General features: G+C 65.2%; 11 protein-coding genes. 2 read left to right on the top strand and 9 right to left on the bottom strand.

What is annotated here, in order from left to right; all coding sequences use genetic code 11:
* The first annotated feature begins 68 nt into the window (after positions 1–68).
* Both CIT37_RS02085 and CIT37_RS02080 read left to right on the top strand, forming a co-directional pair.
* Positions 69–1,034: a tyrosine recombinase XerC gene (locus CIT37_RS02085; RefSeq protein WP_095425480.1), complete on the top strand. Its 966-nt coding sequence runs from the start codon at positions 69–71 to the stop codon at positions 1,032–1,034.
* 100 nt (positions 1,035–1,134) lie between these two features.
* Entirely contained in the window at positions 1,135–1,725 is a 591-nt protein-coding gene (locus CIT37_RS02080) for a DUF4337 domain-containing protein (RefSeq protein WP_028139212.1), read from the top strand.
* A gap of 210 nt (positions 1,726–1,935) precedes the next feature.
* Here the strand turns inward: CIT37_RS02080 and CIT37_RS02075 are convergent, their stop codons facing one another.
* The 9 genes from CIT37_RS02075 to mdh form a co-directional block, all read right to left on the bottom strand.
* Complete coding sequence (locus CIT37_RS02075) at positions 1,936–2,466, bottom strand: hypothetical protein (protein ID WP_028139213.1); 531 nt, start codon at positions 2,464–2,466, stop codon at positions 1,936–1,938.
* A gap of 34 nt (positions 2,467–2,500) precedes the next feature.
* Positions 2,501–3,901 (bottom strand): dihydrolipoyl dehydrogenase, encoded by a 1,401-nt coding sequence (lpdA, locus tag CIT37_RS02070; protein WP_028139214.1) that lies wholly within the window; start codon positions 3,899–3,901, stop codon positions 2,501–2,503.
* A gap of 57 nt (positions 3,902–3,958) precedes the next feature.
* Positions 3,959–4,708 (bottom strand): SDR family oxidoreductase, encoded by a 750-nt coding sequence (locus tag CIT37_RS02065; RefSeq protein ID WP_161966312.1) that lies wholly within the window; start codon positions 4,706–4,708, stop codon positions 3,959–3,961.
* Positions 4,709–4,772: 64 nt separating this feature from the next.
* Positions 4,773–6,014 carry a 2-oxoglutarate dehydrogenase complex dihydrolipoyllysine-residue succinyltransferase gene (gene odhB, locus CIT37_RS02060; protein WP_095425482.1) on the bottom strand — a complete coding sequence of 414 codons (1,242 nt, stop codon included), beginning with the start codon at positions 6,012–6,014 and terminating at the stop codon, positions 4,773–4,775.
* A gap of 150 nt (positions 6,015–6,164) precedes the next feature.
* A complete protein-coding gene (locus tag CIT37_RS02055) occupies positions 6,165–9,134 on the bottom strand; it encodes a 2-oxoglutarate dehydrogenase E1 component (RefSeq protein ID WP_038949872.1) in 2,970 nt (989 codons plus the stop codon).
* Between the two features lie 137 nt (positions 9,135–9,271).
* On the bottom strand, positions 9,272–10,156 hold the full coding sequence (gene sucD / locus CIT37_RS02050; RefSeq protein ID WP_028139218.1) for a succinate--CoA ligase subunit alpha: 885 nt from the start codon (positions 10,154–10,156) through the stop codon (positions 9,272–9,274).
* 36 nt (positions 10,157–10,192) lie between these two features.
* Positions 10,193–10,672 (bottom strand): DUF1579 family protein, encoded by a 480-nt coding sequence (locus CIT37_RS02045; RefSeq protein ID WP_038949871.1) that lies wholly within the window; start codon positions 10,670–10,672, stop codon positions 10,193–10,195.
* Between the two features lie 4 nt (positions 10,673–10,676).
* Complete coding sequence (sucC, locus tag CIT37_RS02040; protein ID WP_038949870.1) at positions 10,677–11,873, bottom strand: ADP-forming succinate--CoA ligase subunit beta; 1,197 nt, start codon at positions 11,871–11,873, stop codon at positions 10,677–10,679.
* Positions 11,874–12,079: 206 nt separating this feature from the next.
* Positions 12,080–13,048 carry a malate dehydrogenase gene (mdh, locus tag CIT37_RS02035; RefSeq protein ID WP_008145224.1) on the bottom strand — a complete coding sequence of 323 codons (969 nt, stop codon included), beginning with the start codon at positions 13,046–13,048 and terminating at the stop codon, positions 12,080–12,082.
* Positions 13,049–13,256 lie beyond the last annotated feature (208 nt).

Raw genomic sequence — 13,256 nt, 5'->3', positions numbered from 1 at the left:
GGCGGCCTTAGCGAACGATAAACGGGTGTGATGCGATATACTGGGTGGAATCACCACGTCCAGTGCGCATGAGCAAAGCCGTCACCCCACAAATCGAACTCGCCAGCGCCGATCCCTCGATCGCGCAGGAGATGACGCGCTGGCTGTCGCATCTCGGCGCCGAGCGGCGGTTGTCGCCGAAGACGCTGGAAGCCTATGGCCGCGACTTGCGGCAGTGCCTGGATTTCCTCTGCAGCCACTGGGGGGAACGCGTGACGCTCGAGCGCTTCGCCGCGCTGGAAGCCACCGACGTCCGCGCCTTCATGGCAATGCGCCGCGCCGACGACATTGCCGGCCGCAGCTTGATGCGTGCGCTGGCGGGCCTGCGCTCCTTCGGCCGCTTCCTCGAGCGCGAAGGCAAGGGCAAGGTCGGCGCACTCTCGGCGATCCGCGCGCCGAAGGTGGCCAAGACCTTGCCGAAGCCGCTGCCGATGGCATCGGCCAAGCGCCTTGCCGATGCCGACGAGCGGGCGGGCGAGGATCGCGAGACCTGGATTTTGGCGCGCGACGCTGCCGTGATGGCGTTGCTCTACGGCTCCGGCCTGCGCATCTCCGAAGCACTCGGGCTGAAGCGCCGCGAGGTGCCGCGTCCCGGCGAGGGCGACGTGCTGATCGTGACCGGCAAAGGCAACAAGACCCGCATGGTGCCGGTGCTGCAGAACGTGCTCGAGCTCGTGCAGGAATACGTCGCGATGTGCCCGTATCCGTTGCCCGCCGAGGGCCCGATCTTCGTCGGCGCGCGCGGCGGTCCCTTGAGCCCACGCATCATCCAGCTCGCGATGGAGCGGCTGCGCGGCGCACTCGGCCTGCCCGACAGCGCGACGCCGCACGCGCTCCGGCATTCCTTCGCCACGCATCTGTTGTCACGCGGCGGGGACTTACGCGCCATCCAGGAATTGCTCGGCCATTCCTCGCTCTCGACCACGCAGATCTATACCGGAATCGATTCCGAGCGCCTGCTGGAAGTCTATGCCAGCGCGCATCCAAGGCGCTGAACGCCACTGATTCCTGACATGAAGCTGTCACAGCGAGCGTGCCTCTTGCGCTCGCCGCGCGGTTCGGTCAATCGTTGCGGAACCGAGGCAGGAGAGACTGATGAGCGCACATGAAAGCATGGAGCATGCCGAGCACGCCGAACACGCGTCCGGCTCGAACAAGAAGATCGCGCTCCTGATCGCCGTGCTGGCGCTGTTCCTGGCGATCTCGGAGACGCTCGGCAAGGGCGCCCAGACCGAATCCATCAGCAAGAACGTCGAGGGCGCCAATCTCTGGGCGTTCTTCCAGGCCAAGAGCATCCGCCGTACCGTGGTGGTGACCGCGGCCGAGCAGGGCAAGCTGACGCTGGCCGGCACCACCGACGACGCCATGAAGGCGACGGTGCAGAAGCAGATCGACGACTGGACCAAGACCGCGCAGCGCTACCGCTCCGAGCCCGAGACCGGCGAAGGCACCGAGCAGCTCGCCGAGAAGGCCAAGCATGCCGAGCACGAGCGCGACGAGGCGACCGCGAAATACCATCACTTCGAGCTGGCGTCGGCCGCCTTCCAGATCGGCATCGTGCTGGCCTCGGCCACCATCATCACCGGCATGTTCGCGCTGGCCTATGTCGCCGGCATCCTGACGCTCGGCGGCCTGCTCATGACCGCGCTCGGCCTGTGGTGGCCGCATCTGGTGCATTTGCATTAGTTGGCGCAGCAGCGTCGCACCAACTCCGTCATCCTGAGGTGCGAGGAGCGCAGTGCATCAGCACTGCGCCCGGAGCCTCGAAGGATGAACGGCCGAGATGCAGCCGGGCCGTCGCCCTTCCAGGGCGGCCGCTGAAGAAGCGGCCACCTCCAGCGACAACCGCTTCGCGGTTGCGCGGGGGTGACGGTGAGAGACTGAATGTGCGGGCAGCTACCGCGCCTGGTGCACGCTCTTCCTGAAGCGCTGGATCACACGCAGCGTGCGTGACGACCAGCCCTCGCCGTTGCCGGCGATCAGCTCGCGGATACGGCGCTTGATCGGGTCGACCAGCTCGGCGGCCTTGGCGCGGACCTTCATCACCAGATCGTAGATCCGCTCGAACCAGTGCATCTCCAAAAGCTTGTCGCGCGTCACGTCGAACACGAAGGCGGTGACGCCGACGCCGAGCAGCTTCGCGAAAACGATCGTGAAGACCGCACTGGTCCAGTATTCATGCGTGAGCAGCCACAGGCCGACCAGCTTGAGCGGAAACAGCGGGACGATGGGGACCGCGAACACGATCAGCGTCATGGCCGGCGACAGCGCATCGACGCGCTCCGTCAGCCATTGCTTGAAACGTGCGAGCGGGACGGCTGCGACAACCCGCGCAACGATCGGCTCGAGATGGTCCCACAGCCAGGCTTCGATCAGGAAGACGATCGCAAGCAGGACCCAGACCGGTTGAAGAAGGCGGCGCAGCATGTGTTTCCCGCCCGATTCGGCGCTGGGCGCTTGGCTACATATGGATGGCCCGCTTGCCGACTGCAAGCGCGGCTTCCTTGATGGCCTCCGAGCGGGTTGGATGCGCGTGGCAGGTGCGCGCGAGATCCTCCGCACTGCCGCCAAACTCCATGAGAACACAGGCCTCATGGATCATTTCGCCGGCTTCGCGGCCGATAATGTGCACGCCGAGCACGCGATCGGTCTTCGCATCTGCGAGAATCTTCACAAAGCCGTCAGTGGTCTGGTTGACCTTGGAGCGGCCGTTGGCGGTAAAGGGAAATTTCCCGACGGTATAAGCCACGCCCGCCTGCTTCAGTTCCTCCTCGGTCTTGCCGACGGAGGACACTTCCGGCGTGGTATACACGACGCCTGGGATCACATCGTAATTCACGTGGCCGGCCTGGCCGGCGATGATCTCGGCCACCGCCACGCCTTCATCCTCGGCCTTGTGCGCGAGCATCGGGCCTGCGACGACGTCGCCGATGGCATAGACGCCCTTCAGGCTGGTGGCGAAGTGCGGATCGATCTGCACGCGGCCACGATTGTCCAGCGCGACGCCGGCCTCCTTCAGGCCGAGCGCGTCGGTGTAGGGCACGCGGCCGATACAGACCAGAACGACGTCGGCTTCCAGCGTCTCGGCGGCGCCGCCGGCGGCGGGCTCGATGGTCGCCTTCAGCGTCTTGCCTGAGCTGTCGACCGCGGTGACCTTGGCGCCGAGCTTGAACGCAAAGCCCTGCTTTTCCAGGATGCGCTGGAATTGCTTGGCGATCTCGCCGTCCATGCCGGGCAGGATGCGATCCAGGAATTCGACGACGACGACTTCGGCGCCGAGACGGTGCCAGACCGAGCCGAGCTCGAGGCCGATCACGCCGGCGCCGACGATCAAGAGCTTGCCGGGCACCTTGTCGAGCGACAGCGCGCCGGTCGAGGACACGATGCGCTTCTCGTCGATCTCGATGCCCTTGAGGCGCGCGATGTCCGAACCGGTCGCGATCACGATGCTCTTCGTTTCGATCGTCTGCGACTTGCCGTCGGCGGAGACCGCGACCTTGCCGGTCCCCAAGATCTTGCCGGTGCCCTTGAGCACGTCGATCTTGTTCTTCTTCATCAGGAACTCGACGCCCTTGACGTTGCCGTCGATGCCCTGCTGCTTGAAGTTCATCATCGCGGGAAGATCGAGCTTCGGCGAGGAGACCGACACGCCCATCTTGGCGAAGGAGTGCCCGGCTTCCTCGAACATCTCGGACGCGTGCAGCAGCGCCTTCGACGGCATGCAGCCGACATTGAGGCAGGTGCCGCCGAGGGTTGCGTTCTTTTCGACCACGGCGACTTTCATGCCGAGCTGGGCTGCGCGCACCGCGCAGACATAACCGCCCGGTCCGGTGCCGATGACGACGAGATCGTAGGTAGCCATGAGAGAAAGTCCCGTAAGGTTAGGCGTGATGAGGATGTGTCAGCGTCCGCCGGTGCGTCAGCGTCCGCCGGACACATCGAGAATGGCTGAGGTGACATAGGAGGCCTCGTCCGACATCAGCCAGACGATGGCATTGGCGATTTCATCCGATGTGCCGACGCGCTTCATCGGCACCAGATGGGCCAGACGATGGGCGCGATCGGGCTCGCCGCCGGCGGCGTGGATTTCGGTGTCGATCAGGCCGGGGCGGATCGCGGCGACGCGGATGCCTTCGGCTGCGACTTCATGGCCAAGACCGATGGTGAAGGAATCCACCGCGCCCTTGGACGCGGCGTAATCGACATAGGTGTTGGGCGAGCCGAGCTTGGCGGCGACCGACGACAGATTGACGATGACGCCGCCGTTGCCGCCGTGCTTGGTCGACATCCGCTTCACCGCTTCGCGCGCGCAGAGGATCGACCCGGTGACGTTGACCGCCATGACGCGCTGGATGCGCTCGGCCGACATCTCGTCGACCCGCACGCCGCTCTGGCCGACGATGCCGCCATTGTTGACGAGCGCCCCTAACGTGCCGAACTTGTCGGCCGCCTTGAACAGCTCGAGGATGTCGCTTTCCTCGGCCACATCGCATTTCACCGCGATCGCCTTGCCATTGCTGGCCTCGATCAGCGCGACCACCTCGTCGGCGGCCTTCTTGTTGCTGGCGTAACCGACCACGACACGAAAGCCGCGCGCGGCCGCCGCAATCGCGGTCGCCCGCCCGATGCCGCGGCTGCCGCCGGTGATGACAACGACTTTATCCGTCACGCGCGCCTCCATGGTTCGACACGCGCCGTCGCGAATGGCGACGGCGCTCGCAGAGCATCAGGGATCAGAGATCGAGCACCAGGCGCGCCGGATCTTCCAGGCTCTCCTTGACGCGAACCAGGAAGGTGACGGCTTCCTTGCCGTCGATCACGCGGTGATCATAGGACAGTGCCAGATACATCATCGGGCGGACCTCGATCTTGCCGCCGACGACCATCGGCCGCTCCTGGATCTTGTGCATGCCGAGGATGCCGGACTGCGGCGCGTTCAGGATCGGGGTCGACATCAGCGAGCCGTAGATGCCGCCATTGGTGATGGTGAAGGTGCCGCCCTGCATCTCGTCGATCTTGAGCTGACCGTCACGGGCGCGGCGGCCGAAATCGGCGATGCCCTTCTCGATGTCAGCGATCGACTTGTGGTCGCAGTCGCGCACCACGGGCACGACGAGGCCCTTGTCGGTGCCGACGGCGACGCCGATGTGGTAGTAGTTCTTGTAGATCAAATCGGTGCCGTCGATCTCGGCGTTGACGGCCGGGATGTCCTTCAGCGCCTGCACGACGGCCTTGGTGAAGAAGCCCATGAAGCCGAGCTTGGAGCCGTGCTTCTTCTCGAACGCATCCTTGTAGTGGGCGCGCAGCGCCATCACGTTGGTCATGTCGACCTCGTTGAAGGTCGTCAGCATGGCCGCGGTGTTCTGCACGTCCTTGAGGCGGCGCGCGATGGTCTGGCGCAGCCGGGTCATCTTGACGCGCTCTTCGCGGGCGGCATCGTCGGCCGGTGACGGGCTGCGCATCTGCACGGCGGCGGCGGGCTGGTTGACCGGGGTCGGCGCGGAGGCCGCACGCTCGATCGCGGCGAGCATGTCGCCCTTGGTGACGCGGCCGTCCTTGCCGGAGCCCGGAACGGTGGAGGCATCGACGCCGGTCTCAGCCGAGAGCTTGCGCACGGACGGGGCGAGCGGTGCGTCGGCCGGCGGCGCCTTCGCGGCCGGGGCCGGGGCGGAAGCAGCAGCGGCGGCAGGAGCGGCAGCGGCGGGCTTGGCGGGCGCGGCGGCCTTGGCAGCGCCTGCGGCGCCTTCCGTGATCTGGCCGAGCAGCGCGCCGACCGCGACGGTGGCGCCATCGGCGGCGATGATCTCGCTCAGCGTGCCGGCGGAGGGCGCCGGGACCTCGATGGTGACCTTGTCGGTCTCGAGCTCCACCAAGGGCTCGTCGACGGCGACGGGGTCGCCGGCCTTCTTGAACCAGCGGCCGATGGTGGCCTCGGTGACGGATTCGCCGAGCGTCGGCACACGAATTTCAGTCATGGTCTTTTCCTTAAGGGATCGCCGGTGCGGTCATAAGTCGGTCGTCAATGGCCCGCGAAAAGCAAGCCATCCAGCGAGCCGGGACGTTCGCAGTCGCGACCTACTGGATGCCCCGCTCTTCCGAGCGGGGCATGACGCAGTTAAGAAAGTTCAGCTCAGTGCTTCGTCCAGGAACGCCTTCAACTGCGCCTGATGCTTGGACATCAGACCAGTGGCGGTCGCGGCGGAAGCGGCGCGGCCGACATAACGCGGACGCCGGCTCACGCCGTTCACCTGGTTCAGCACCCATTCCAGATAGGGCTCGATGAAGTGCCAGGCACCCATGTTGCGGGGCTCTTCCTGGCACCACACCACTTCGGCCTTCTTGAAGCGCGACAGCTCGGCCACCAGCGCCTTCAGCGGCACCGGATAGAGCTGCTCGACGCGCATCAGATAGATGTCATCGATGCCGCGCTTCTCGCGCTCCTCGTAGAGGTCGTAATAGACCTTGCCGGAGCACAGAACGATGCGGCGGACCTTCTCGTCCGGAACGAGCTTGACGGCTTCGTTCGGCAGCATCTGGGCGTCATCATAGAGGATGCGGTGGAAGGTCGTGTCCTTCGCAAGTTCCTCGATGCGCGACACTGCCCGCTTGTGACGCAGCAGCGACTTGGGTGTCATCACGATCAGCGGCTTGCGGATTTCGCGATGAAGCTGGCGCCGCAGCACGTGGAAGTAGTTCGCCGGCGTGGTCGGGTAGACCACCTGCATGTTGTCTTCGGCGCACATCTGCAGGTAACGCTCGAGTCGCGCCGAGGAGTGCTCCGGTCCCTGCCCCTCATAGCCGTGCGGCAGGAGGCAGACGAGGCCGGACATGCGCAGCCATTTGCGCTCGCCCGAGGAGATGAACTGGTCGAACACGACCTGCGCGCCGTTGGCGAAGTCGCCGAACTGGGCTTCCCAGAGCGTCAGCGTGTTCGGCTCGGCGAGCGAGTAGCCGTATTCGAAGCCGAGCACGGCTTCTTCCGACAGCAGCGAGTTGATGACCTCGTAATGGCCCTGCTCGTTGCCGAGATGGTTGAACGGCGTGTAGCGGCTCTCGTCCTCCTGGTCGATCAGGACCGAGTGGCGCTGCGAGAAGGTGCCGCGCTCCGAATCCTGTCCGGACAGGCGGACGTGGTGGTTTTCCTGCAGCAGCGTGCAGAACGCCAGCGCCTCGCCGGTCGCCCAGTCGATGCCCGCGTTGCCGTCGATCGCCTTGGCGCGGTTTTCCAGGAAGCGCTGGATGGTGCGGTGGACGCGGAAACCATCCGGCACCTTGGTGATCTTGCGGCCGATGTCCTTCAGAACAGGCAAATCGACGCCGGTGACGCCGCGGCGGGCGTCCTCTTCCTGGTCGGCGATCTTGAAGCCCGCCCACTTGCCGTCGAGCCAGTCGGCCTTGTTCGGCTTGTAGGAGGTGCCGGCCTCGAACTCGGCATCAAGCCGGGCGCGCCAGTCGGCCTTGGCCTTGTCGACCTCGCCCTGGGTCATCACGCCTTCGCCGATCAGGCGGCGAGCGTAGAGCTCGAGCGTCGAGGGATGCGCGGCGATGCGCTTGTACATCACCGGCTGGGTGAAGGCCGGCTCGTCGCCCTCGTTGTGGCCATGCCTGCGGTAGCAGAACATGTCGATGACGACGGGCTTGTGGAATTTCTGCCGGAACTCGGTCGCGACCTTGGCCGCGAACACGACGGCTTCCGGATCGTCGCCGTTCACGTGGAAGATCGGCGCGTCGATCATCTTCGCCACATCCGACGGATAGGGCGAGGAGCGCGAGTAACGCGGATAGGTGGTGAAGCCGATCTGGTTGTTGACGATGAAGTGCACGGAGCCGCCGGTGCGGTAGCCCTTCAGGTCGGACAGACCGAAGCACTCGGCGACCACGCCCTGGCCGGCGAACGCGGCGTCGCCGTGCATCAGCAGCGGCATGACGGAGATGCGCATGTCCGGCGGATCGCCGTGCTGGTCCTGCTTCGCACGCACCTTGCCGAGCACGACGGGATCGACGATCTCGAGATGCGAGGGATTGGCGGTCAGCGACAGATGGATGCGGTTGCCGTCGAACTCGCGGTCCGAGGATGCGCCGAGGTGATATTTGACGTCGCCCGAGCCTTCGACCGCGTCGGGGTTGGCCGAGCCGCCCTTGAACTCGTGGAACAGGGCGCGGTGCGCCTTGCCCATCACCTGCGTCAGCACGTTGAGGCGGCCGCGATGCGGCATGCCCAGCACGATCTCCTTCACGCCGAGATTGCCACCGCGCTTGATGATCTGCTCGAGCGCCGGGATCAGCGATTCAGCGCCGTCGAGACCGAAGCGCTTGGTGCCGGTGAACTTGGTGTCGCAGAACTTTTCAAAACCTTCGGCTTCGACCAGCTTGGTCAGGATGGCTCTGCGGCCTTCGCGGGTGAACGAGATCTCCTTGTCCGGACCCTCGATGCGCTCCTGGATCCAGGCCTTCTGCGCGGCGTTGCTGATGTGCATGAATTCGACGCCGAGCGTCTGGCAATAGGTGCGCTCGCAGATCGCGGTGATCTCGCGCAAGCTGCCGTATTCGAGACCGAGCACGTGATCGAGGAAGATCTTGCGGTCGAAATCGGCTTCGCTGAAGCCGTAGGTGCGCGGATCGAGCTCTTCGCGGTTGCGCGGGGCTTCGATGCCGAGCGGATCGAGCTTGGCGTGGAAGTGACCGCGCATGCGGTAGGAGCGGATCAGCATCAGGGCGCGGACGGAATCGCGCGTCGCCTGGAGCAGGTCGGCGGAGGAGAGGCCGGCGCCCTTGTCGCCTCCCTTCGCCTGCGCCTTGGCGGCGATCTTGGCACCGACCGCCTTCTCGACTTCGGCCCAGTTGCCGTCGAGGGCGGAGGTGAGATCGTCCTGCGGGGTCAGCGGCCAGTTGGCGCGCTCCCAGGACGGGCCAGCGGCGTTCTTCCGGACGTCGGCGGGCTGGTCGTTCAGGCTCTTGAAGAACTCCTGCCACTCGGCGTCGACCGAGGACGGGTCCTTCTCGTAGCGGGCGTAGATTTCGTCGATGTAGGTGGCGTTGGTGCCCTGCAAAAAGGAGGACAAGGCAAAGGCTGCGTTCGCGTCCTGGCGAGACATACTTGAGTTCCTGGCGATTTCGGTTCGCGCATAACAAACGGCGCTGGCACCGAGCTCCCCGGCAGAGGCTCGGCGCGACAGGCACCCTTTACCCTATTTGCTGCGAAACTTCGCCCGGAAAAGTACGAAGAAGTGAATTAGCCTTTCAACTTTTCGGCAAGCGTATGGCCGAGGCGGGCGGGCGACGGAGACACTGTAATCCCAGCCGATTTCATCGCTTCGGTCTTGGAACCGGCGTCGCCCTTGCCGCCCGAGATGATCGCACCGGCATGGCCCATGCGGCGGCCGGGAGGGGCGGTGACACCGGCGATGAAGCCGACCATCGGCTTCTTGCGGCCGCGCTTGGCCTCGTCCTTGAGGAACTGGGCGGCGTCCTCCTCGGCGGAACCGCCGATCTCGCCGATCATGATGATCGACTCGGTCTTGGGGTCGGCGAGCAGCATTTCCAGGACGTCGATGAACTCGGTTCCCTTGACCGGGTCGCCGCCGATGCCGACCGCAGTGGTCTGGCCGAGACCCTCCTGGGAGGTCTGGAACACGGCTTCATAGGTCAGCGTGCCCGAGCGGGAGACGATGCCGACCGAGCCGGTCTTGAAGATGTTGGCGGGCATGATGCCGATCTTGCACTCGCCGGCGGTCATGACGCCCGGGCAGTTCGGCCCGATCAGGCGCGACTTGGAAGCCGCGAGCGAGCGCTTCACGCGCACCATGTCGATGACAGGAATGCCCTCGGTGATGCAGACGATCAGCGGGATCTCGGCGTCGATGGCTTCGCAGATCGCGTCGGCCGCACCCGGCGGCGGCACGTAGATCACCGATGCATCGGCGCCGGTCTTCTCACGCGCATCGCGCACGGTGTCGAACACCGGCAGGCCCAGATGCGTCGCGCCGCCTTTGCCCGGCGAGGTGCCGCCGACCATCTTGGTGCCATAGGCAATCGCGGCTTCCGAGTGGAAGGTGCCGTTCTTGCCGGTGAAGCCCTGGCAGATGACCTTGGTGTTCTTGTCGATCAGGATGGACATGAGGTCTGCTTTCGCGAAACTAACAGAGTGAGAGGGTCAGTGGATGCGGCGGTAGACGCCGGTGAGCACGTCGGCCCAGCCTTCCGCGTCCGGCGAGAACTGGATCTTCAACGAGTAGGAATCCTCATTGATGATTTCGTAGACGTGACGCGCATTGCCGCGGAGCGAGCCGCGCACCAGCGTCAGGGTCTTGCCGACCCACCCGCCGGAAGCGGGCGAAGGCGGCGTATAGCCGAGCGAGTCGTACCAGAACAATTTGTAGGTCCGGTCGTCGCGGTCGTAGGTGAAAATGCCGTGGGTGGCGAAGATCTGCTGGCCGTCGCGCTTCTGGACACTGTCCTGGATCAGATAAAATCCATTCAGGTCCATGCGCGCGACGACGTGCGAAGTTGCCGGCCCGCCCGCCGTCCAGCGCGACGGGAAGACCACCTCTTCGCCATCCCATTCGCCGGCGAACGCGGCGAGGCGCGCGTGCTCGGGAAGCGGAGATGATGCGGCGAGATGGTCCTGGGCCATGGCCTTAGCCTCCCTTGACGGCCTTCACGATCTTCTGCGCGGCGTCGTCGAGATTGTCGGCCGGCACCACGTTCAGGCCGGATTCCCGGATGATCTTCTTGCCGAGCTCGACATTGGTGCCTTCAAGGCGGACCACCAGCGGCACGCTGAGGCCGACTTCACGAACCGCAGCCGTAACGCCCTCGGCGATCACGTCGCACTTCATGATGCCGCCGAAGATGTTGACCAGGATGCCCTTCACGTTGGGATCGGCGGTGATGATCTTGAACGCGGCCGCGACCTTCTCCTTGCTGGCGCTGCCGCCGACATCGAGGAAGTTGGCCGGCGCCATGCCGTAGAGCTTGATGATGTCCATCGTCGCCATGGCGAGACCGGCGCCGTTCACCATGCAGCCGATGTTGCCGTCGAGGGTGACGTAGTTGAGGTCGTACTTGGACGCCTCGATTTCCTTGGCGTCTTCCTCGGTCTCGTCGCGCAGCGCGAGCACTTCGGGGTGACGGAACAGCGCGTTGTCGTCGAACGACACCTTGGCGTCGAGCACGCGGAGCTGGCCCTGCTTGGTCACCACCAGCGGGTTGATCTCCAGCATCGACATGTCCTTGGCGACGAAGGCCGCGTAGAGCTGCGCGGTGAGCTTCTCGGCCTGCTTGGCGAGATCACCGGAGAGCTTCAGCGCGTTCGCAACTGTGCGGCCGTGATGGCCCATGATGCCGGTGGCGGGATCGACCGAGAAGGTCACGATCTTCTCGGGGCTGTTGTGCGCGACGTCCTCGATGTTGACGCCGCCTTCGGTCGAGACGACGAAGGAGACGCGCGAGGTCTCGCGGTCGACCAGGATCGAGAGGTAGAATTCCTTGTCGATGTCGGAGCCGTCCTCGATGTAGAGGCGGTTGACCTGCTTGCCGGCGGGGCCGGTCTGGATCGTCACCAGCGTGGCGCCGAGCATCTGCTTGGCGAACTCGGTGACCTCTGCGGCCGACTTGGCGATGCGGACGCCGCCCTTGTCGCCGGCGGAGGCTTCCTTGAACTTGCCCTTGCCGCGGCCGCCGGCGTGGATCTGGCTCTTCACCACATAGACCGGACCCGGCAGCGCCTTCGCGGCAGCTTCGGCGTCGGCGGCTTTAAGGACCGGCACGCCCTTGGAGATCGGCACGCCGAACTCACCCAGCAGCGCTTTGGCCTGATATTCATGGATATTCATATGGTCGCTCCCTGAACCCGCGGGCGGTGACCTCTAGGGCCCACCTCAGTCTTGTGGCTGGCATACCATATACCACAGGAACTGCAACCGGGATTCTTTGACATCGATCTTTGGACTGCCGACCCGGGGCCTGTCCCGACAACCGGGCCCCGGAAATGAAACCGCCGAAGACCGGTTTTCGGGCTTCGGCGGGAAGTGCTTGACCCTTAGCGGCCGAGAAGATCGGGGGCGATCTTCTTGCAGGCGTCGACCAGACCCTGCACCGCGCCGACCGACTTGTCGAAGGCCTCGCGGTCCTTGCCGGCGAGCTCGATCTCGACGACGCGCTCGACGCCCTTGGAGCCGATCACGACGGGCACGCCGACGTACATGTCCTTCACGCCGTATTCGCCGTTCAGGTACGCCGCCGAGGGCAGCACGCGCTTCTTGTCCCGCAGATAGCTCTCGGCCATCGCGATCGCCGAGGCGGCCGGCGCGTAGAAGGCCGAGCCGGTCTTGAGCAGATTGACGATCTCGGCGCCGCCGTTGCGGGTGCGGTCGACGATCTCGTCGAGGCGCGCCTGCGAGGTCCAGCCCATCTTGACGAGGTCCGGCAGCGGAATGCCGGCGACGGTGGAATACTTCACCAGCGGCACCATGGTGTCGCCATGGCCGCCGAGCACGAACGCGGTGACGTCCTCGACCGAGACGTTGAACTCGTCGGCCAGGAAGTAGCGGAAGCGCGCCGAATCCAGCACGCCGGCCATGCCGACGACCTTCTTGTGCGGCAGGCCGCTAGCCTTCTGCAGCGCCCAGACCATCGCGTCGAGCGGATTGGTGATGCAGATGACGAAGGCGTCGGGGGCGTACTTCTTGATGCCGGCGCCGACCTGCTCCATGACCTTGAGGTTGATGGAGAGAAGATCGTCGCGGCTCATGCCGGGCTTGCGCGGCACGCCGGCGGTGACGATGCAGACCTTGGCGTTGTCGAGCGCTTCATAGGAGTTCGCGCCGGTGTAGTGGGCATCGAAGCCGTCGACGGGCGAGGACTGCGCGATGTCGAGCGCCTTGCCTTGCGGCACGCCTTCGGCGATGTCGAACATCACCACGTCGCCCAGCTCTTTCAGGCCGATGAGATGAGCCAGCGTTCCGCCGATCTGACCGGAGCCAATCAAAGCAATCTTGTCGCGCGCCATGTGAGCCTGTCCTTTAGACACGTAAGGTGGGGAAAACTGAGAGGGTGGTTATCCCTTTCGCCTCCCCCGTTCAAGTCGCCGGATGCCCAATTGTCGGGCTTGGCGCGATAGCAGCCATAACCGGTCCGTCATTCCGGGATGCGCCGACAGGCGCAGGCCCGGACTCCATCGGGCGGCAGAGCTTTGTGGCGCGATGGATTCCGGGCTC

This window comes from Bradyrhizobium ottawaense (assembly GCF_002278135.3).
Taxonomy (GTDB): domain Bacteria; phylum Pseudomonadota; class Alphaproteobacteria; order Rhizobiales; family Xanthobacteraceae; genus Bradyrhizobium; species Bradyrhizobium ottawaense.
This window is presented reverse-complemented; position numbering and strand designations above follow the sequence as displayed.

Coding starts and splice junctions, on each gene's coding strand:
- CIT37_RS02085 (WP_095425480.1), top strand. CDS start 69: ATGAGCAAAGCCGTCACCCCACAAATCGAACTCGCCAGCGCCGATCCC.
- CIT37_RS02080 (WP_028139212.1), top strand. CDS start 1,135: ATGAGCGCACATGAAAGCATGGAGCATGCCGAGCACGCCGAACACGCG.
- CIT37_RS02075 (WP_028139213.1), bottom strand. CDS start 2,466: ATGCTGCGCCGCCTTCTTCAACCGGTCTGGGTCCTGCTTGCGATCGTC.
- lpdA (WP_028139214.1), bottom strand. CDS start 3,901: ATGGCTACCTACGATCTCGTCGTCATCGGCACCGGACCGGGCGGTTAT.
- odhB (WP_095425482.1), bottom strand. CDS start 6,014: ATGACTGAAATTCGTGTGCCGACGCTCGGCGAATCCGTCACCGAGGCC.
- CIT37_RS02055 (WP_038949872.1), bottom strand. CDS start 9,134: ATGTCTCGCCAGGACGCGAACGCAGCCTTTGCCTTGTCCTCCTTTTTG.
- sucD (WP_028139218.1), bottom strand. CDS start 10,156: ATGTCCATCCTGATCGACAAGAACACCAAGGTCATCTGCCAGGGCTTC.
- CIT37_RS02045 (WP_038949871.1), bottom strand. CDS start 10,672: ATGGCCCAGGACCATCTCGCCGCATCATCTCCGCTTCCCGAGCACGCG.
- sucC (WP_038949870.1), bottom strand. CDS start 11,873: ATGAATATCCATGAATATCAGGCCAAAGCGCTGCTGGGTGAGTTCGGC.
- mdh (WP_008145224.1), bottom strand. CDS start 13,048: ATGGCGCGCGACAAGATTGCTTTGATTGGCTCCGGTCAGATCGGCGGA.